Below are 20,824 nucleotides of genomic sequence, written 5' to 3'. Positions count from 1 at the left end.
GCCATCCACTGTGGTGCTGGTCAGAAATCGTGATTCTGAGCCAGAAAATTACCCAGCAATATAATTAACCAATACGATCAACCATCTTTATACAGCAATTGTAATGTTGGCAGTTTACAATCCATTCCTTGTTTTGACTGGATAACAGCGGTGCATACATGCTAGACGACATCAAGAAAACCCTGTGGGCCACGGCGGACAAGCTGCGCGCCAACATGGATGCAGCCGAGTACAAGCACCTAGTCCTTGGCCTGATCTTCGTTAAATTCATCTCCGACACCTTCGCAGCCCGTCGGGCGGAACTGAAGCGGCGATTGACAGACCCGCAAGATGAGTATTTCCTGCACGATGCGACTCCCGAACTGCTGGATGCAGAACTGGAAGACCGGGATTACTACAAGGAAGTGAATGTATTCTGGGTGCCGGAATCCGCCCGCTGGGAGATTCTTCGTGCCGCCGCCAAGCAACCGGATATCGGCAAGCGTATCGATGAAGCCCTGGTTTTCATTGAAACAGAAAACCCTAAGCTCAAGGGAATTCTGGACAAGCGCTACGCCCGTGCCCAGTTACCGGATGGCAAGCTGGGAGAACTGGTGGATCTGGTTTCCACGATCGGTTTTGGTGAAGATGCCGGACAGGCCCGTGATGTGCTGGGACAGGTGTATGAATACTTCCTTGGCCAGTTTGCCAGCGCGGAAGGCAAGAAAGGCGGCCAATTCTACACCCCGGCCAGCATCGTCAAAACTCTGGTCGCAGTTCTTGCCCCGCACCATGGCAAGGTATACGACCCTTGCTGTGGTTCCGGCGGCATGTTCGTTCAATCAGAGAAATTCATCGAATCCCATGGCGGCAGGCTGGGAGATGTCGCTATCTTCGGACAGGAATCCAATCCAACCACCTGGCGGCTGGCCGCCATGAATCTGGCTATCCGTGGCATAGACTTCAACCTTGGGCGGGAACCTGCCGACACCTTTACCCGCAACCAGCATCCGGACTTGCGCGCCGACTTCATCCTTGCCAACCCACCATTCAACGTCAGCGACTGGTGGCATGGCAGCCTGGAAGGCGACCCTCGCTGGGTCTATGGCACTCCGCCGCAGGGTAATGCCAACTATGCCTGGTTGCAGCACATGCTGCATCACCTGAAGCCGGGCGGCCGCGCCGGAATTGTATTGGCCAACGGCTCCATGAGTTCCAGCCAGAACAGCGAAGGCACGATACGCCAGGCCATGGTGGAAGCCGACGTGGTCGAAGTGATGATTGCCTTGCCCGGCCAGCTATTCTTCAACACCCAGATTCCTGCCTGCCTGTGGTTTCTCACCAAACAGAAAACCACCCGCAAGGGAGAAGTGCTGTTCATCGATGCCCGCAAACTCGGCAGCATGATCAGCCGGGTACAGTCAGAACTGACGGATGAAGTGATCGACCGTATTGCCGCTACCGTTGCTGCATGGCGCGGTGAATCCGGTGCTGGAGAGTATCAGGATATCCCCGGCTACTGCCGCAGTGTAAAACTGGCTGAAATTGCCGAACATGGGCATGTCCTGACTCCCGGACGTTATGTGGGTGCAGAGCTAGTGGAAGAGGACGATGAAGCCTTTTCTGACAAGATGCAGCGCCTCAGTGCCCAGTGGCGTGAGCAGCAAAAGGAAGCGCAACGGCTGGATGCGGTTATTGAGGCCAATCTGCAGAAGCTGGGGTTTTGAGGAGAGGAACGATGAACAGCGAGCAACTCAATATCACCCCCCTGGAGCGCGCCATCCAGCGTCTGGAGGAGGGATGGGCACGGTACCAGCTGGATACCAGCGATCTGCAAATTCGCGATGGCCTGATCCAGCGCTTTGAGTTCACCTATGAAATCAGCCACAAGATGCTCAAGCGTTATCTGGAGTTTGTATCACCCACGCCCGAACACTATGACGACATGGCCTTCCCGGATTTAATCCGATCCGGCAATGAGCAAGGCTTGTTGCTGGGTGACTGGCCAGTCTGGCGCAAGTATCGCGAGATGCGCTCCAAAACCAGCCACACCTACGACGAAGATACCGCCTTGATAGTGGTGGAGGGCATTCCCCGTTTTCTGGAAGAAGCTTGTTACCTGCGCGACCGGTTGCGGGAGCGCCTTGCATGAGTGACAGTGCGCCGCCCATCGACATTCTCCCCGAGCATTGGATCATCGTGCGCGACATATTGCGTAAGCATGTTCCGCAGTATACGGTCTGGGCGTTTGGTTCGCGGGCCAGGGGGGGCGCCAAGCCATTTTCCGACCTGGATTTGGCGATCCTTACCGAACAGCCTTTGCCGCTGGAGGTTAGTGCTGCGCTGGCCGAGGATTTTTCTGAATCCGACCTGCCGTACAAGGTCGATCTTGTCGATTGGGCCACGACCGGTGAGTCTTTCCGTCAGATCATCGAACGGGACAAGGTGGTGGTGCAGGAGGGATGAGAGATGGAGAATGATATTTTAGTATTTTTTGATTGTGCGGATGAAATTCGCAAAACAGTTTCACCTGAAAACGTAAGTGGATTCAAATACATTGGCTTGGAGCATATTGAGCAGGATACACTGCATTTGAATGGGTATGGTGCAGTTGAGGATGTATCAAGTGCAAAGGCTTTGTTCTCAAAAGGGGATATTTTATTTGGGAAACTTCGGCCTTACTTTAGAAAAGTAGTTCGCGCACCTTTTGATGGAGTTTGCTCAACAGATATCTGGATTGTTCGTGCAAAAAATGGAATTGATCAAGGCTTTCTTTATTATTGGATGGCTTCGCAAGAGTTTGTCAATTTCTCAATGCAGGGTTCCGAAGGAACCAAAATGCCCAGAGCAAAATGGGAGCATGTCGGGAAACATGTGATTCCTTTTTTTGATGAATCGGAACAACGCGCCATCGCCTACATCCTCAGCATACTGGACGACAAAATTGAACTGAACCTGCAGATGAATAAAACCCTCGAATCCATCGCCCAGGCCCTGTTCAAATCCTGGTTCATGGATTTCGACCCGGTACGTGCCAAGATGGAAGGCCGCGAACCGGAAGGCATGGATGCGGATACGGCTGCACTGTTTCCTGATGGCTTTGAGGAGTCGGAGTTGGGGTTGGTGCCGCGGGGGTGGAGGGTTGGAAAGGTCGAACAATTGCTGGAACTTGTTTATGGTAAAGCACTTAGAGCATCAGATAGAACTAGCGGATTTATACCGGTATATGGTTCTGGGGGTATTATTGGTTATCACAACAAAGCCTTGGTAGAAGAGCCTTCCATAGTGATTGGTAGAAAGGGGACAGTGGGCAGTCTCTATTGGGAGGATCAGCCATTTTTCCCGATTGATACGGTGTTCTATGTGAAATCAAACAAACCTTTGACATACTGTTTTTATCAGTTGCAAAGGTTGGGTTTAAATGAAATGAATACTGACGGTGCAGTTCCAGGATTAAATCGAGGCAATGTTTCTCGCTTACCCTTGATTTTTCCATTAAATGAAATAATTATAAAATTTGATGAAATTGTATTGCCATTACGGAATAAAATTTCCTCAAATTTAAAGCAAGTCCATGTTCTATCCACTCTCCGCGACACCCTACTCCCCCGCCTGATCTCCGGCCAGCTTCGCCTGCCAGAAGCCGAAGCCGCAATGGAAGCTGTTCTGACTTAAATGATCTGGATGATGTATATAAAAAACCCCATTTCTTCTATACATCACTGGTAACATGTATAGAAATATTGATTTCCTATATATTTTGTATTTCAGAATGGTGTAAACATGACAGTCATCGCGCGACTTGAGGATCAGAACCCAGGAAGTTTCGACACTCCTGCGATCCTTAAAATGCTCACTAGCAGTAGTCGGGCGTGCAACTGCTACATCAACCTTGCGCTTCATGGCATTCTGTCGAAACCCAAATGACCGAAGACAAACTCGAACAGGAAGCCCTCGCCTGGCTGTCGGAAGTGGGCTACACGGTACGCTTCGGTCCTGACCTTGCCCCGGATGCTGAACATCCGGAACGCGCTGACTATCGGCAGGTAATGCTCCCTTTCCGGCTGCGCGAGGCCATTACCCTCCTGAACCCCGGCATACCCACCTCTGCCCGTGAAGATGCCATCAAGCAGGTGATGGACCTGGGCATTCCTTCCCAACTCCCTGCCAACCGTCGATTTCATCAATTGCTGGTCGGCGGAGTCCCGGTGCAATACCAGAAAGACGGCGAAACCCGCGGCGACTTCGTGCGCCTGATCGACTGGGTAAAACCCGCAAACAACGAATGGCTGGCAATCAACCAGTTTTCCATCAAAGGTCCTCACCATACCCGCCGTCCTGACATTATCCTGTTCGTGAACGGCCTGCCCCTGGTATTGCTGGAACTCAAGAACCCTGCCGACGAGAATGCCGATATCTGGAAAGCCTTGGACCAGATCCGGACCTACCAGGAACAAATCCCCGACCTGTTCCAGTACAACGAAATACTGGTCATATCCGACGGCAGCGAAGCGCGCATGGGAGGACTCTCCAGCAATGCCGAACGGTTCATGCAGTGGCGCACCATTGACGGAACGACGCTGGACCCGCTGGATCAGTTCAACGAACTGGAAACCCTGGTGCGCGGCCTGCTCGCCCCGACCACCCTGCTGGACTACCTGCGTTTCTTTGTTTTGTTCGAGGATGACGGCACACTGGTCAAAAAGATTGCCGGCTATCACCAGTACCATGCCGTGCGGGCCGCCATCACCCAGGTCGTGACCGCCTCTCGCCCCGGAGGAACCCACAAGGGCGGAGTGGTGTGGCATACTCAGGGCAGCGGCAAGAGCATCACCATGACCTGTTTTGCTGCCAGGGTGATGCAGGAAGTTGCCATGGAAAATCCGACCCTGGTGGTCATTACCGACCGCAACGACCTGGACGGACAACTGTTCGGCGTATTCTCCCTGGCACAGGATTTGCTGCGTGAACAACCGATACAGGCAGAAACCCGGCAGGACCTGCGTGCCAAATTGGGCAACCGCCCCTCCGGCGGCATTATCTTCGCCACCATCCAGAAATTCATGCCTGAAGAAGGGGAGGGCCTGTTTCCGGTCTTGTCCAACCGCCATAACATCGTCGTGATTGCCGATGAAGCCCACCGCACCCAGTATGGCTTTGAAGCCACCCTGAAAGGCAAGCCCGGACAAGAAAAATACCAGGTTGGCTACGCCCAGCACCTGCGCGATGCCCTGCCCAACGCCACCTTCGTCGCCTTTACCGGCACTCCCGTGTCCAGCGAAGACCGGGATACCCGCGCCGTGTTCGGAGATTACATCCACATCTATGACATGCAGCAGGCCCGGGAAGATGGTGCCACCGTTGCCATCTACTTTGAATCCCGCCTGGCAAAACTGTCCCTGAATGCGGAAGAGCTACCCCAGCTGGATGCCGAGGTCGATGAATTGGCAGAAGACGAAGAAGAAAGCCAGCAGGCCAGACTCAAAAGCCGCTGGGCCGCCCTGGAAAAAGTGGTCGGGGCCGAACCCCGCATTCGCAGCGTCGCAAAGGATCTGGTCGCCCACTTCGAGGAACGCAACCAGGCCCAGACTGGAAAAGCCATGATCGTCGCCATGAGCCGCGAGATTTGCGTACACCTGTATAACGAAATCATCCAGCTGCGACCGGAATGGCATGACCCGGACCCGGAGAAGGGCGCCATCAAGATCGTGATGACCGGATCCGCCAGCGACAAGGCGCTGCTGCGTCCCCATATCTACAGCGGCCAGATCAAAAAACGGCTGGAAAAACGCTTCAAGGATCCTGCCGATCCGCTGCAAATGGTGATTGTACGCGACATGTGGCTGACCGGCTTTGATGCCCCCTGTGTGCACACCCTGTATGTCGACAAACCGATGAAGGGCCACAACCTGATGCAGGCCATTGCACGGGTCAATCGCGTGTTCCGTGACAAACAGGGCGGGTTGGTGGTGGACTATATCGGCATCGCCAATGAACTTCGCAGCGCCCTGAAGGAATATACCGCCAGCAATGGACGTGGCCGCCCCACGGTGGATGCCCGGGAAGCCTATGCCGTACTCGCTGAAAAGCTCGACATCCTGCGTGCCATGCTGCATGGCTATGACTACAGCGACTTCCTCACCACCGGCCACAAGCGCCTGGCCGGTGCGGCCAACCATGTGCTGGGCGAGAAGGACGGCAAGAAACGGTTTGCTGATACCGCTCTCGCCATGAGCAAGGCATTCACGCTGTGCTGCACCCTGGATGAAGCCCGTGCAGTCCGCGAGGAAGTGGCCTTCTTCCAGGCAGTGAAGGTCATCCTGATCAAACGCGAACTCAGCCAGCAGAAACGTACCGACGAAGAACGGGAACAGGCAATCCGCCAGATCATCAACTCTGCCGTGGTATCGGAAGAAGTGGTCGATATTTTTGATGCGGTGGGACTGGACAAGCCCAATATCGGCATTCTGGATGATGCCTTCCTGGCCGAAGTACGTAACCTGCCGGAACGCAATCTGGCTGTGGAATTACTGGAACGCCTGCTGGAGGGGGAAATCAAGACCCGCTTTTCCGGCAATATCGTACAGGAAAAGAAATTCTCCGAACTGCTCGGCAACGTGGTCAAGCGTTACCAGAACCGGGCGATCGAAACGGCACAGGTCATCGAAGAACTGATCGAGATGGCCAAAAAGTTTCGCGCGGTGGCTGAACGTGGCAAAGACCTGGGCCTGACGGAAGACGAAATCCGTTTCTATGATGCCCTGGCCGACAACGAATCCGCGGTGCGGGAACTTGGGGATGAAATCCTGAAGAAGATTGCCCATGAACTCACCGAAAACCTGCGCAAAAACCTGAGCGTCGACTGGTCGGAACGGGAAAGCGTGCGTGCCCGGCTCCGGATGATGGTCAAGCGCATACTGCGCAAATACAAATATCCCCCGGACCAGCAGGATGCAGCAGTGGAACTGGTATTGCAGCAGGCGGAGGCATTGGGGGAGGGATGGGGTTGAAGAAATGGCAACTGTAGCGAGATAACCGTTTGCGTCGACATTCCAGTTTGGGAAATTTATTACCAGCAGGATTTTCAAAAAGCTACTATTAATGCGTGCATTTTGATCATACGCACGTGTAAATGGACCATGCATTTCATAAAATCTGGCACGAATACGTCCCCTCATGGGATTACTTCCAGACTTAATTTATGCCAGATTTTAATGTGTTCATTGCACCTATACCGATACTCATAAATGTCATAAGCTGAGATTTTCAATCTGTAAATAATCAAAACCGATGAGTACGGGAAAGATTATTTCGCAAATATAAATTTGTTTCTTTTCCGTATTTTCCACTTCGCCAGCTAATGTTAGCGTCTCAATCGTTATGTATTTATTGATAATAGTTTGCATTTGTATTATCATATAAAAATAATAATCATTTATAGTGTGAAATATGCGACAGACTGTTGCAAACCTGCCGCTTTTGTGTTGATGCCGATTCTCACTAAATAATTCAAAAAAATAGGAGATCCGATGCAAGCCAATTTTCAGAGGGTGGTTAATACGACCATCAACTTGGTATTTGTTTCCAATGTAGTTTTTTATCCGGTCGCAGGTCTGGTCGAACAGGCCGGATTTGAAAAGAACTCTTCCAAGCAGGATGAACCAGAAAAAACGCTGAAAGATGCATTCGTCAATACAGACTGGCTAGGTCCTCTTACACCGCAGACGGCCAAGAAACATCCGGGGGAGCAGTCAGTTATCCCCAATCAGGAGATTTCCAAATCTGGCTCGCACACGATGGCAGATATATTGCGCACGAAACTGAAATTGCTCCCGAGTCCATTGGCGCAATCCTTTCATTACATTAATAGTTAGGAATGCTCAGATAAACCACAAATCGTGCTGAAACAGAAAACCATTATCGCCAGCCCGGGAATCAACAACTTGCTCGACGAGGATTATTACTCCTGCGGCCTGGATTACACAGGGCCGCTTCCTTTCACCCGGACGGTCAGCAATGCTTGTTATTCAGTTTGATATTTAGCAATTGATCTCTAAAAGGAGTATGTCATGAAAGAATTAATTATCTTGGCTCATGTATTGACTGACTCAGTCAATAATGGATTCATTCCAGCAGCGCAGCGCCTTGGTTTATCTGTGGTGTTATTAACTGACCACGCAGAAGATCACAGACAACATTTTAATCAAAATAAACTTCCTGCGTATCCTCACGAAATCATTGCATGTGATGTGTTTAATCCCGTTGCAGTAATCGAGACAATTACTTGCCGACCTGAAGTGCCGGTAGCCATTTTTTCCAATAGTGATCATCTGCAAACCAGCACCGCAATTGCTGCCGATTATTTTGGCTTGCCTGGTAAAAACTGGCATGTCACCTACCGTGCCAAAAACAAGGGGCAAATGCGAGCTAATTTGAAGACACATGGCCTGGATACGCTTTGGTTTGCAATATTTTGCGATAAGACAGATCTCGACCAAATTTCGGATAGCGTACCCTATCCATGCATCGTTAAACCACGAGAGGGAGTCGCTAGCCAGCTGGTTTCCTTGTGCTACAGCCAAGATGAACTCGAAGCGCAATGTATTGCTGCATGGAAGATCTTGCCAGGGCAACCATTACTTATTGAAGAATATATTGATGGCCCACTTTATACATTGGAAACGATTGGTGATGCTCAGAATATCTGCGTGCTTGGCGGATTTAAAGTCAAGCTATCCCCTCCACCAAATTTTATCGAATTAGAAGCTAGCTGGGGAACTGGTTTAACCAGAGAGGAAGAAGATGAGGTGATCAATATTATTCGCCGCTTTGGCGTTGGCTTTGGAGCATGTCACACAGAATTTGTTATGACTGCAGAAGGTGCGCGACTTATTGAAATAAATTATAGAAATATAGGAGATTACCGAGAATTTTTGATGCAGGATGCTCTTAATGTCCCATTATTTGAAATTGTCTTGCGTCTGTATATGGGAGAGCCTCTCCCGCAGTTATGTCCTACGTCCTCTGCTGGATTAATTCGGTATTTCACCGCACACACGACTGGAAAGCTTGCCGCCGCACCAGAAGCATTTGTCCATAGTTTAGATAATGCTCAAGTAACGTACACACCTTTACGCCTGGTCGGTGATTTTATTCATCTGACCAATTCTAATAAAGATTATCTGGGAATATTGTGGGGTGCAGGTTCAGATGCTCAGTTTTTAGGCTCGGAAATGGATCGAATCACGAATGAGTTAGCATGGGAGATTCAAGAGTGAGTTTATTTGTTAAAGAACCTGACAACAATATTTCCATTCAAAAGATAGCAGAAGAACATAGCGAATATATACGTCAACGGGTAGTTGATGCATTGTTGCGCGAAGATGTGCGTCAGTGTGTGACCCGATCCGAACGGATGACTAACATCGAATTACCTTCAGAACTTGATATATATGCAAATACTAGTTTTGATTGGATCAAAATAACACATTTCGACGAGAGTGGTTATCTTTGGATACCAGTTATTGAATCCGCATTCATGCAGGAGTTGCGGGTAGCGGGATTTCCACTGATATGGCAGAAGAGTAATCATTTAAATGAATTATCCACAATAGAAGACATTATTTCTTGCTTTAGTATTGGCCTTTCTTTGTCTGCAAAATCTGCATTTGATGCATTTTCTGAAGAATGTCAAATTGCCATTGAACATCGTTGGTTTAGCGAGCTCGAACGTGAGCGTTGGTTTCAAGAGCTGCGTAAGTTACATAGCTTGCAAGTAAGCACTCCTGTAATCAACTGGCATACAACCTTACTGCATTATGATCGTATCGGTGCATTTCTTGATCATCCTTTTTATCCAACAGCCAGGGCAAAACTAGGTTTCGATATTAAATCGCTTTCCATTTATGGTCCTGAGTTTCAGAAAGATTTTCACCTTCAGTGGTTAGCAGTGCCTCTCATTCATTACTATCCAAGCAAAAATAATGAGCACAGGTTACCTTCTTTGTGGCCGACATTTGAGGATGTGGGCTTGCCTGCCTCAATGGCGGATTCACATGCCTTGATTCCAGTTCATCCATTTGTATGGAAAAACGATCTTTCTGGTTTTCTTGTAGAAGCTGAACAGCTTGAGGTAATTCGTGCGCCACGCCCGTACCTTCGGGTTGTACCAACTCTTTCGGTACGTACGGTGGTGATGCTTGATATGCCTGAATGGCATTTAAAACTACCACTAACCATCCGTACATTAGGTGCAAAAAATATTCGTACTATAAAACCTAGCACCATCCTAGATGGGGACATTATTCAAACGCTACTGGAAAAAATTGTTGCGAATGAACCATCCATAACCAATCGAGTGCTGTTGACGCGGGAAGATTGTGGTGGGCATGTGGATAATCGTGCATATCTAGGTTTTATTCTGCGACATTATCCGGTTGAAAAACTGAATAAAAGTACACTTATTCCAGTGGCGGCACTAATGGCCCAAACATCAACAGGAAATACTGTTGCTGAAGAGGTGGCAGAAAATTTTTATGACAACAACCTTGAAGCATTTTTAAGCGATTATTTCGACCTGACTTTACGCCTTCATTTGCTTTTATGGCTGCGATATGGCATTGCCCTTGAATCTAATCAACAAAACTCTGTAATCGTATTAAACCGGGAAGAGCCTCGTTTACGCATACTGCTAAAAGATAACGATTCGGCCCGCATCCATTTAAATTATCTGGTTAACCGGTGGCCATGCTTTGCTTCTTGGATTACTCAATTGCAAGACCGACGCATTCTTGTTGCAGATGAATTACCGCTCGCACAAATGTTCACGACAATTACTCTGCAACTCAATATCGCAGTATTGGTAGAGCGATATGCGATTATTCTCGGTTTATCTGTTGCAACCCTATATTTACGTATCAGGGATCAAATAAAAATCATTTTGTCGGAATTTGAAACGGCCGGTGAAAATATTCAGCTGGCGAATCAACTATTGCTTGAGGATGACCAGCTTTATATCAAGTACCTGTTAATCGCTGCCACTCTGGCCGAAAAAACAGAAACAGGTGCGGTAGATGTTAACAAGTTCTACGGCTACAGCGCCCCCAATTTTTTAAAAACGGTATGAAAAACAAGCAAGGTATTATTGTGGCCATCATTATGTCCGCCCATTTTGTTGCTGCTTTCGCTGCGCTTGGTATGCCACCATTCTTTGGCTTGATACTAGATAAGTCATTACACAGTGAAGCTCATTATTTGGCGGGGTGGTTGTACGTGTTGCCAATTTTTTTCACTGCAATAAGTAGCCCTTGGTGGGGCAGATTAGCGGATAGATACGGTAAAAAACGACTGTTATTACGCGCCCAGCTTGGGTTGGCTGGAAGTTTTCTCCTTGCCGGATTTGCACCAAACACAATAATCTTTTCCCTTGCGCTATCGTTACAAGGCTTGCTAGGAGGAACCTTCGCGGCATCTAACGCATATTTGGCTACCGTAGTCAGTGGTCCTGATCTGAATCGTAGTCTTACGTTAATGCAATGGTCAGCACGAGCGGCATTGGTTACAGCACCGGCAATTCTAGGGTTGCTGATGGTTGTAGAGTCCCCACTTGAATTATATCGTTACCTGGCAATACTACCGCTCATTTCTGCTCTGCTTATCGTATTTTTGCCTGTATTTCCAGAGCAACCTAAGAAGATAAAAATTGCAGAAAAAATTAAAGGAATAAAAACAGTTACTTTTCAGCAAATTCATTTTTTGCAATTTGTATTCATATTTTCCACAGTAATTACTTTCCCATATTTCATTCAATTGGTTAAAACTTATTCTGATGGGGATTCCATAGCACTAGCAGGGTTTTTGTTTGGTCTTCCACACTTGGTCTATTTGTTATTCGCAATACCGCTGAGCCGGTATTTAGGGCATCGTAAGCTAATTTACATGATGTCGATTTCCTTTTTGTTACTTGGTGTATCACTATTTGCTCAGGTTATATTCTCATCACTATCGGCTGTCATCATATGGCGCATCATAATGGGAATAAATATGACAATTGGTTTCGTTGGATTGCATATGCTCATCGCAGAGGTTGTGAATAGCGGCAATGCAGGAAGAACATTTGGCTGGTTTGAAAGCAATTCTAAGTGGGCATCTGTTATTGCTGGATTAATCGCTGGAACTTCGGTCCAGCTATATGATTTACGAGCTCCTTTTCTTATTGGAGGATTCACACTCGGTATTACAGGACTATATCTGACGGTCTTGGTTATCTGTCGTTTGCGTCCTAACAATTCTTAGCCACAACAAATCAGGAGGAAGCATGTACAAAAATAATTTGGCTGAACTTATCGATTCCGAACAAATGGCTCAACAGGAAGCCGGAAGAAGGTCTATGGAAACATTGCTTAATTGCTATTGTCGTGAGATAGCCGGGCCAGATAGCCAATTGAGTGTGGGTCCTTTATTCGGCAAAAACGACTGCCCTGTTTCCATCCGATTGGCATTACAGTATACAAAAGGTCAGATCATGCATGTCAGGCTTCCATATACCGGAGCTCGCCTGCTCACTGTGGTAGATGGAATGTCCATTACGGGTAATTTCCGGTATCAATCTTCTTTCTACTACAAATCTACGGGAAAACCCTGGACATTGTTAGACTGGGAAACTCTTGCAAAGTTACTGCTGCATGAAATATCCCTAAAGAACCATCAGCCACCAAATGATGAATTGATGGAGCAAATTTGCGACAGTGTGGCTGTAACCACGGCTGTGTTATGTGCAACCCACCCCGATTGCTTTTCCAGGAAGCCATTACAAGCATTCATTGAATCTGAACAGTCACTAATTTTTGGACACCCATTTCATCCTGCACCAAAAAGTCGCCAAGGGGTTTGTTACGAGGATATGTTGCGTTATTCGCCAGAAACCCGCACAAGTTTCCCTTTGCATTATTTTGCAATACGCCGCGAATATATATTGCAAAAATCGGTGCTTTTGCAATCTTGTGATCAGATCATTTCCACTCAAGCACCCGCAGATCTTGTCGTAGATAAAGAATTTACTTTAATCCCTACCCATCCGTGGCAGGCGCGATATTTACTTAAACATTCGAGTGTTATTGCAGCAATTCAGACAGGAAAGATCTACGATCTGGGACAACAAGGTGAACATTATTACCCTACTTCTTCAATACGTACTCTCTTTCACCCAGAAAATCATTATTTCTACAAATGCTCGTTAAACATTCGAATAACGAATTGTGTGCGAAAAAACGCATTCTATGAGCTTGAGAGCGCCCTGCAAATAACGAAGATCATACGTGAGATCAAACCAAGTCTGGAGAGGCTATTCCCGGATATTCGTATATTGGAAGAGCCTGCTTTTATTTCAGTTGATTTAAGACAAGACGATATTCTTGCCCAGGAAGTTTTTGAAGGATTTGGCTTAATTCTGCGGCAGAATATTTCTGGTGTACTTGCTGATTCTACAACCCCTCTTTTGTCCGGAGCACTATTTGGGAATCATATCTATGGAGAGATTCATATTCGGAAGCTTCTTGATGAAATGGGGCTGGAGACTAATAGCACCTTTGAAGATACTGCCGAACAATGGTTTTCGCATTATGTCTCCAAGCTTATGTATCCGGTGATGTATTGTTATTTTTCCTATGGCGTCATATTTGAGCCTCATTTGCAAAATGTTGCAATTGGGATAGCCAAAGGAAAGCCAGTACAAATATTTTTACGCGATTTTGAAGGGGTAAAGTTATTAAAAGAGCGATATGACTCGGGTCAGTTAGATGCCATTAGCCAACGTGCACGCGAATCTCTTTGGTATAGCAATGATCAGGGATGGAAGCGTGTAACGTATTGTTTATTTGTTAATAATTTTTGCGAAGCAATCAACCAGATCAGTGCCGGCAATCAGAAACTCTGGAACCGTTTATGGGGAGTTGTAAGAAACCATCTTCAAGTCTATCAGAGCCAGTTTGGCGATGCATCTTCTGCACGCCGTATTAACGCATTACTTAATGGAGAACCGTTTCCTGGAAAGGCAAACTTGACAAACCGTTTTTTCAAGCGACCTGATAGAGAATCTGAGTATTTACATGTTAATAATCCCTTGGGAATCCTGAGGGGATAGAAAATATGAAATTAAGGTTAACAGAAGTTGTCGAGAAAATTCGTGACTTAGAGTCTCAGGCTTTTGAACCGCTATGCGCTTATATCTATGATTTGCCTGCCTTGCAGCAACATGCAGCCTATTTGGTTGGCACTTTGCCTGAAAGTTGTGAATTATTTTATGCGGTTAAAGCAAATTCTGATTTACCAATACTTCAGACTTTGGCTCCAATTGTAGCCGGATTTGAGGTATCTTCAGGTGGTGAGTTGGCTTGGGTGCGTAAATATTTTCCAGAGAAACCAGTGATTTTTAGTGGACCTGGGAAAATAGACCAGGAATTGGATCAGGCAATCCATCAAAATGTTGATTGTGTGCACGTTGAAAGTATTAATGAATTGCAGCGTCTAGCCAGTTTGTCCATCCGTGCAGAAAAATCGATATCAATATTGTTACGTGTCAATATTGCCATTGATAATTTAGCCGCCACTACTTTAATGATGGGCGGAAAACCAACTCCATTTGGTATTTCTATTCAGGATTTGCCAGAGTGCATATCTTGGATACAAGCTCATCCTGAGATACGGTTGTATGGTTTCCATTTTCATTTGTTATCTCATCAGCTCGATGCCGAAGCTCACTTGCAGTTAATTGAGTTATATCTTAAACAGGCGCGTTTGTGGTGTGAAATCTATGGGATAAAAATAAATCATATCAACGTTGGCGGTGGTATCGGTATTAATTACCGTCAACCTGAGCAGCAATTTGACTGGGAAATTTTTAGCTCTAAACTAAAATTATTATTAAGTAACTGTGGTCTGCCAGAAATTCGTGTCCGGTTTGAGTTAGGGCGCTATGTTACTGCAGCCTGTGGTTATTATGTAATGCAAGTTATCGATATAAAAAAAAATTTTGATCAGAATTTTATTGTTGGCAGAGGCGGCTCTCATCACTTCCGTACTCCTTATGCGCAAGGACATAGCCATCCATTTTATGTCGTTCCGATAAATACATGGCAATATCCATTTCCACGTCCTGAAATATCTAACGAAAAAGTAAATGTAGTTGGGCAATTATGTACACCCAAGGACCTGATTTCATTTGATTCACCAGTAATATCAGTGCGCTGTGGAGATATGTTGGTATTCCCGTATGCGGGTGCTTATGCCTGGCATATATCGCATCACGATTTTTTGCGACATCCCCATCCACAGCAGTTGTTCTTGCCTTTAAAGGAATAACCTCATGTTACAAACCAATCGACTTAAGCAGGCTCTTGTTAATGGTAAAACTATTTTTGGTTTGCTTAATTCAATCCCGTCTCCACTAATAATTGAAATGATCGGCTATGCAGGATTTGATTTTGTAATACTTGATATGGAGCATGTTTGCGTAAACCCAGAAACACTTGAAAATATGGTTCGGGCAGCTGAGTGCGCCAATATTACACCATTAATTAGGGTTCCTAATGCTGCTCCGGAAAGCATTTTGCGTGCTCTGGATTGCGGCGCTCAAGGAATCGTAGTGCCACACGTACGTAATCGCGATGATGCTGTACAAGCTGTTGCTGCTAGTCGTTATTATCCATTGGGGAATCGTGGCATCAGCGGCGGACGCACCACTGGTTTTGGCACTATAGATTTACCCACTTATTTTGTACGGGCAAATGCTGAAATCATGGTAGTAGCGATGATTGAAGATAAGGAAGGTATTGATCATCTTGATGCCATTCTAACTGTTCCTGGTATTGACATGATACTGGAAGGAGCAATTGATCTCTCACAATCATATGGCCTGCCAGGCCAAGCACAACACCCGGATATAGAAGCTGCCATTAATAAAATGGCTTCAATATGTTCCAAACATCAAATTCCATTCTGTGCGATACCACGCGCTGTGAGCCAGCTTGATTTCTGGAAAGCGCGCGGTGTGCAGGCCTACCTGATTGGAGATGATCGTGGTGTTAGTTTTCGGGCACTCAAGACTCATTTAGCAAGTTTTAAGGCGTGTTAACCAATTTAATGAATGGATTAATAAATGAAAAATTTTTTAAATTTGTTGTTTTTTTTCGTGGCATTTTCTGGTCAGGCCTATGCGGCTGATGATGAACAGGCAGATATAAACCCGGAATTACCCGATGTCAGCCAAAATTATTCTCCTGGCGTGGGCGAAATCATGGCTGGAATACAACTGCGCCATGCGAAACTCTGGTATGCAGGTACAGGCGCGAACTGGAAACTGGCCAAATACGAACTCGATGAAATACTGGAAGGATTAGAAGATGTGAAAAAATATCATCCAGATTTTGAGGGAAGACCGCTTGCTGAAATGATCGGCCCAATTACATCCGGGCCAGTCGAGAAACTTACAAAGGCGATTCAGGCCAGGCAGAAAGTTTTATTCATGAAATCGTTTGATGGATTGTCGCAAGCATGCAATGCTTGTCATACTGCCAACGGATTTGATTTTATCCATATCCAGCGGCCAGTTTCTCAGCCGTTCACCAATCAGCGATACAAAAGACCATAAGCAGCAGTCCAGCCGGCAGCCATGGCTGCTTAATAATCCTGCTGTAATGCTAGGCAGAGATTTGTTGGGCATTGCGCGAAAAATATTTTTGGGTTCAATTGCCACTCCTGATTTGAATAGCAGTCGACTTTAATACATTTGTTGCACTTGATTTTTGTGTATGCGCACATGGATTCCAGAAGCCGGGTTGCCTGTCTTTAAGGAATCAAGCTCAATTGAATACGGAAAACACTATTACGCAATTGTGAATTTGTCTCCAGCTACATTTTCAGCTTGCGAATCCGCACCCTCATCAATAATTGTTGATAATTAGTTTTATTCGCATTATCATATAAGAATAGTAATTAATCATTACTCCTTAATTTACTTTGGCGGCGGGTTTATACAAAACCTGCCATTTTTTGTTGAGCCGATTCCTATTTAAACAATCAGAACGAACATAGACAGGAGATCCGATGCGCGCCAATTTTCAGCGGGCAGTTCATACTGCCATCAAGCTGGTATTTGTTTCCAATACAGTTCTTTATTCCATCTCAGGTCTGGCCGAGCAGGCCGGATCTGAAAAGAACGCATCCAGAAAAGATGAACCTGAAAAAACGCTGGAAGAGGTAGCTGTCAGTGCGGACTGGCTGGGGCCTGCTACATCGAAGACAGCCAAGAAGCATCCCGGAGCGCGGTCGGTTATCACCCACCAGGAAATTTCCGAATCCGGTTCGCGCACGGTGGAAGACGTATTGCGCACGGTGCCGGGTGTGCGGGTTATGGATGAAAGTGGTGTCGGCTTTCTGCCGAATATCGGAATCCGTGGACTCAATCCTCTGCGGAGCGAGCAGGTGCTGATGCTGGTTGACGGGATACCGATAACTCTCGCACCTTATGGACAGACCGGTCTGTCCTTGTTTCCGTTGACCATGAATTCGATTGAGTCGGTCGATGTCGCAAGGGGAGGGGTGGCGGTTCATTACGGCCCCAACAATGTTGGCGGCGTGATCAATTTTGTGACCAAGCGTATCCCGCACAAACCATCCATGACATTCAAGGAAACGCTGTCGGTCTTTTCCGGTGGTAATTTGCTGGCAGATACCTATTTACGCACCGGGGGATTCGTCAATGAAAAGCTGGGTCTGCAACTGCAGGCGAACATCCTGAACGGTCAGACCGCGCGTGAACATTCCAGGACGGAAGTAGGCAATCTGATGCTGGATAGCCACTGGCTGGTAACCGACCGGTCCGAGGTGAAAGCCGGCATCCAGTATTACAAAACCCAGAATCAGTTACCGGGTGCACTCACTCCCAAATCCTATGAGCAGGACCGTAATCAATCCACCCGGCCATTAGATTATTTCAATGGGGATACGGTGCGCGGAAATCTGACGTATAACCACTTCTTCGACAGCGGCGCAGAATTCAGCTGGATCAACTTCGGGCATCGCAGCAGCCGCGAGTTCAGATTCGGCAATTCTACCAACGCAGACATCCCGTCAACGAACGAACAATCCGCGCCTCGAGATTTCAAAGTCTATGGCACGGAACCGCGGTTTACCTTTCACCTCAATAGCGGCATCCGGCAGAAGATTTCATTGGGTGCACGTTATATGCGTGAGGAAGTTGATTACCTGGTGGATTCCCGCAGTCTGGCGACCGGAGCCTACAATGTTACGCGGAACTGGCGCTTTGAAAATGACGCCTATGCCTTTTACCTGAGCGACACCTTCATGCTGCTTGACAACAAGCTCAAAATCACTCCGGGGATTCGCCATGAACAGGTTGATCTGTTTTACCGCAACAACCTGACTGGTGCACAAACCAGTAATCCTGCCAGAGACTGGCTACCGGGCCTGGATATCGGTTATCAGGCCAGCAGCAATGTATTCCTGTTCGCCAATACCCATAAATCCATGCGTCCTGTGCAGTTTACCCAGATCACTTTTTCAGCCGACCTTGCATCCGAAAGAGCTAAAAACTATGAGGCAGGAATCCGCTGGGCACCTTCCGCAAACATTGATACCACCATCACCGGATTTCGGTTCGATTTCGATAACAAACTCGAGTTCGTGAATCAGCTCGTTGGCTTCCGCAATCTGGGGAAAGCCCGCCACCAGGGAATCGAGACCGAATTCGCCTGGCGGCCGGAACCTGTCCCTGGGCTTGAGCTGGCTACTGCATATACCTTTGTCAATACCGAACAACGCTCTGGCCAGTTCATGGGCAAGGAACTGCCCATGGCTCCGCACCATCAGCTCAGCCAGAGGGTCAACTACCGCAGCGGAAACTGGAACTGGAATCTCAACGGCTTGTATCAAAGCGATTCATTCAGCGATGGTGCGAATACTGTAACGGAAAATGCTTCCGGGTCCATCGGCCCGATCCCTTCATTTACAGTATGGAACGCCCAGGTAACCCACAAATCGCGCTGGAACAAAAAAACCATTACTACCAGCCTGGGAATCAACAATCTGTTCGACAAGGATTATTACTTCCGTGGCGTGGATTACAGCCAGGGCCGCCTACCTTCACCCGGACGGTCAGCAATCCTCGCCATTCAGCTTGATATTTAGCCATTGTTGATCCGGGACACCAACAATTTTCTAAGATGTTGATTATCTGAAAGACAGCCCATGTATTTACCAGCCAGAGATGCCCGTTACAACACTATTACTATTGTTTCCGGCCAGCGTACTACCTTCCAGGCAGTACTCGACAATGCAACCAACCGGGACTACTGGAGCACTGCCGGTAATGGCCTGTTGGGTGTCGGGGCGCCGCGCATGCTGAAATTTATTGCGCAAATGCAATTTTAGTCAGCCGCACGGAATCATATCTTGAACCAGGAAGCGCCGGATCGATTAATGTACCTGAATCAATCCGGACAGGCTGACGAAATGGACCGTGCCGGCAGATCATCCATACGACATCCGGATAGCTGGACATCCAGGCCATGACCGCCAGAAAAGCGATTTCCATGCTGCATCGCTATACCGGACTGGCTGTCGGATTGCTGCTGGTGATCAGCGGGCTGACCGGTAGCTTGTTGGTATTTCGCGAGGAAATCGAGACATTGATCCATCCGGAATGGATGAGAACGGTCCCGCGCGAGGAACGGGTATCTCTGCAATCGGTGCTGGAAACCGTGCAGCACGCATACCCGAAAGACCGGCCATTATTCATACGCATCCCACGCACTCCACAGCAAACCTATTTAATCAAACTGAACAATGCGCATGATCTGTTCATCTATGTGGATCCTTACACCGGGAAAATACTGGGAGAACACCGGCAGGAGGATACGGTTACCGGGTGGATTGCGCTTCTGCACACCGAACTTCTGAGTGGAGAAACCGGAGAAATCATCCTGGGTTTCGGCGCATTGCTGCTGGTTGGCATGTGCATCAGCGGTGTTATTTTATGGTGGCCGCGTAACCGGAAATTTTTACCTGGACTGCGCGTTCAATGGTCCGCTCCATGGAAAAAAGTGAATTTTGATGTCCATCGTGCCTCCGGTATCTATGCCGGTTTCTTTATTCTTTTTACCGCAATTACCGCTGCATCGCTAGTATTTGATAAAACGGCAGCCAGCATGCTCAATGCAATAACTCAAAGCCAGCCACGTCCTGCACCGCCGGTTTCTCACCCTCGGCAGGCAGGAGGGTCATTGCCTTCGCTCGACAGAATGTTGCATCAGGCAGACAAGATATTACCTGCAGTCACCACATGGATTGGCCTTCCCAGGAACGCTGAAGCGCCAATGGTGGTTCGAAAAAAATTTGCCGGGGAATGGCATCCGAACGGCAGAAACTTTATCTATATGGATCAATATTCCGGGAAAGTATTGCAGGTAGAGAATGTGCTGACATCCCCTGTCGGGACACGAATACTGAATACATTCTATCCAATTCATATCGGCGTGATCGGCGGAACTACAACCCGTATCATTCAATTGATCATTGGCATGATTCCGCTCATTCTGCTGTTCACGGGTGGCATCATGTGGTGGAACCGGAGGAAGTTGTTACAGACTCAATTGCCACGGAAAAGCAGTGTGATCCATTGATGCACCAAAAATTATTCTGAATTTTTAGTGATTAAATTTTATATATCTTATCTCGAATCTTTATTTTGTAGATTTTATTAACGGAGCTATCTTTATATGTATATGCAGATACACTTACGAAGTGCTGTCTTGCCGGTTTTGGCGCTGAT

General features: G+C 47.4%; 16 protein-coding genes. All 16 read left to right on the top strand.

Annotated features, from left to right (window positions below; genetic code table 11):
* Nucleotides 1-158: 158 nt before the first annotated feature.
* Nucleotides 159-1,706 (top strand): class I SAM-dependent DNA methyltransferase, encoded by a 1,548-nt coding sequence (locus KJA68_RS04410; RefSeq protein WP_213035727.1) that lies wholly within the window; start codon nt 159-161, stop codon nt 1,704-1,706.
* An 11-nt stretch (nt 1,707-1,717) separates the two neighbouring features.
* A complete protein-coding gene (locus KJA68_RS04405) occupies nt 1,718-2,131 on the top strand; it encodes a nucleotidyltransferase substrate binding protein (RefSeq protein ID WP_213035726.1) in 414 nt (137 codons plus the stop codon).
* Nucleotides 2,128-2,445 (top strand): nucleotidyltransferase family protein, encoded by a 318-nt coding sequence (locus tag KJA68_RS04400; protein ID WP_213035725.1) that lies wholly within the window; start codon nt 2,128-2,130, stop codon nt 2,443-2,445. Before KJA68_RS04405 ends, KJA68_RS04400 begins: the two co-directional genes overlap by 4 nt.
* Nucleotides 2,446-2,448: 3 nt before the next feature.
* On the top strand, nt 2,449-3,654 hold the full coding sequence (locus KJA68_RS04395) for a restriction endonuclease subunit S (RefSeq protein ID WP_213035724.1): 1,206 nt from the start codon (nt 2,449-2,451) through the stop codon (nt 3,652-3,654).
* Nucleotides 3,655-3,902: 248 nt separating this feature from the next.
* Nucleotides 3,903-6,989, top strand: a complete 3,087-nt coding sequence (locus KJA68_RS04390) for a type I restriction endonuclease subunit R (protein ID WP_213035723.1) — start codon at nt 3,903-3,905, stop codon at nt 6,987-6,989.
* A gap of 519 nt (nt 6,990-7,508) precedes the next feature.
* Nucleotides 7,509-7,853 carry a hypothetical protein gene (locus KJA68_RS04385; RefSeq protein ID WP_213035722.1) on the top strand — a complete coding sequence of 115 codons (345 nt, stop codon included), beginning with the start codon at nt 7,509-7,511 and terminating at the stop codon, nt 7,851-7,853.
* 195 nt (nt 7,854-8,048) lie between these two features.
* Entirely contained in the window at nt 8,049-9,257 is a 1,209-nt protein-coding gene (locus KJA68_RS04380; protein ID WP_213035721.1) for an ATP-grasp domain-containing protein, read from the top strand.
* Nucleotides 9,254-11,104 (top strand): IucA/IucC family protein, encoded by a 1,851-nt coding sequence (locus KJA68_RS04375; protein ID WP_246487060.1) that lies wholly within the window; start codon nt 9,254-9,256, stop codon nt 11,102-11,104. The genes KJA68_RS04380 and KJA68_RS04375 overlap by 4 nt, the downstream gene beginning before the upstream one ends.
* Complete coding sequence (locus KJA68_RS04370; protein ID WP_213035719.1) at nt 11,101-12,273, top strand: MFS transporter; 1,173 nt, start codon at nt 11,101-11,103, stop codon at nt 12,271-12,273. Before KJA68_RS04375 ends, KJA68_RS04370 begins: the two co-directional genes overlap by 4 nt.
* A 22-nt stretch (nt 12,274-12,295) precedes the next feature.
* Nucleotides 12,296-14,119 (top strand): IucA/IucC family protein, encoded by a 1,824-nt coding sequence (locus tag KJA68_RS04365; RefSeq protein WP_213035718.1) that lies wholly within the window; start codon nt 12,296-12,298, stop codon nt 14,117-14,119.
* A 5-nt stretch (nt 14,120-14,124) separates the two neighbouring features.
* A complete protein-coding gene (locus KJA68_RS04360) occupies nt 14,125-15,336 on the top strand; it encodes a type III PLP-dependent enzyme (protein ID WP_213035717.1) in 1,212 nt (403 codons plus the stop codon).
* Between the two features lie 4 nt (nt 15,337-15,340).
* On the top strand, nt 15,341-16,108 hold the full coding sequence (locus KJA68_RS04355; protein WP_213035716.1) for an HpcH/HpaI aldolase family protein: 768 nt from the start codon (nt 15,341-15,343) through the stop codon (nt 16,106-16,108).
* Nucleotides 16,109-16,132: 24 nt separating this feature from the next.
* Nucleotides 16,133-16,624, top strand: coding sequence for a hypothetical protein (locus KJA68_RS04350; protein WP_213035715.1), 492 nt, complete (start codon nt 16,133-16,135; stop codon nt 16,622-16,624).
* Between the two features lie 455 nt (nt 16,625-17,079).
* A complete protein-coding gene (locus KJA68_RS04345; RefSeq protein ID WP_213035714.1) occupies nt 17,080-19,182 on the top strand; it encodes a TonB-dependent receptor family protein in 2,103 nt (700 codons plus the stop codon).
* Between the two features lie 60 nt (nt 19,183-19,242).
* The gene (locus KJA68_RS04340) at nt 19,243-19,425 is read left to right on the top strand and encodes a hypothetical protein (RefSeq protein ID WP_213035794.1); all 183 of its coding nucleotides are present in this window, start codon (nt 19,243-19,245) and stop codon (nt 19,423-19,425) included.
* Nucleotides 19,426-19,562: 137 nt separating this feature from the next.
* Nucleotides 19,563-20,675, top strand: a complete 1,113-nt coding sequence (locus KJA68_RS04335; RefSeq protein WP_213035713.1) for a PepSY-associated TM helix domain-containing protein — start codon at nt 19,563-19,565, stop codon at nt 20,673-20,675.
* The last annotated feature ends 149 nt before the right edge of the window (nt 20,676-20,824 follow it).

The sequence above is a fragment of the Candidatus Nitrotoga fabula genome (assembly GCF_905221025.1).
GTDB lineage: Bacteria > Pseudomonadota > Gammaproteobacteria > Burkholderiales > Gallionellaceae > Nitrotoga > Nitrotoga fabula.
This window is presented reverse-complemented; position numbering and strand designations above follow the sequence as displayed.

Excerpts from the sequence above, each read along its gene's own strand:
- KJA68_RS04410 (WP_213035727.1), top strand. The coding sequence starts at position 159 with ATGCTAGACGACATCAAGAAAACCCTGTGGGCCACGGCGGACAAGCTG.
- KJA68_RS04405 (WP_213035726.1), top strand. The coding sequence starts at position 1,718 with ATGAACAGCGAGCAACTCAATATCACCCCCCTGGAGCGCGCCATCCAG.
- KJA68_RS04400 (WP_213035725.1), top strand. The coding sequence starts at position 2,128 with ATGAGTGACAGTGCGCCGCCCATCGACATTCTCCCCGAGCATTGGATC.
- KJA68_RS04395 (WP_213035724.1), top strand. The coding sequence starts at position 2,449 with ATGGAGAATGATATTTTAGTATTTTTTGATTGTGCGGATGAAATTCGC.
- KJA68_RS04390 (WP_213035723.1), top strand. The coding sequence starts at position 3,903 with ATGACCGAAGACAAACTCGAACAGGAAGCCCTCGCCTGGCTGTCGGAA.
- KJA68_RS04385 (WP_213035722.1), top strand. The coding sequence starts at position 7,509 with ATGCAAGCCAATTTTCAGAGGGTGGTTAATACGACCATCAACTTGGTA.
- KJA68_RS04380 (WP_213035721.1), top strand. The coding sequence starts at position 8,049 with ATGAAAGAATTAATTATCTTGGCTCATGTATTGACTGACTCAGTCAAT.
- KJA68_RS04370 (WP_213035719.1), top strand. The coding sequence starts at position 11,101 with ATGAAAAACAAGCAAGGTATTATTGTGGCCATCATTATGTCCGCCCAT.
- KJA68_RS04365 (WP_213035718.1), top strand. The coding sequence starts at position 12,296 with ATGTACAAAAATAATTTGGCTGAACTTATCGATTCCGAACAAATGGCT.
- KJA68_RS04360 (WP_213035717.1), top strand. The coding sequence starts at position 14,125 with ATGAAATTAAGGTTAACAGAAGTTGTCGAGAAAATTCGTGACTTAGAG.
- KJA68_RS04355 (WP_213035716.1), top strand. The coding sequence starts at position 15,341 with ATGTTACAAACCAATCGACTTAAGCAGGCTCTTGTTAATGGTAAAACT.
- KJA68_RS04350 (WP_213035715.1), top strand. The coding sequence starts at position 16,133 with ATGAAAAATTTTTTAAATTTGTTGTTTTTTTTCGTGGCATTTTCTGGT.
- KJA68_RS04345 (WP_213035714.1), top strand. The coding sequence starts at position 17,080 with ATGCGCGCCAATTTTCAGCGGGCAGTTCATACTGCCATCAAGCTGGTA.
- KJA68_RS04340 (WP_213035794.1), top strand. The coding sequence starts at position 19,243 with ATGTATTTACCAGCCAGAGATGCCCGTTACAACACTATTACTATTGTT.
- KJA68_RS04335 (WP_213035713.1), top strand. The coding sequence starts at position 19,563 with ATGACCGCCAGAAAAGCGATTTCCATGCTGCATCGCTATACCGGACTG.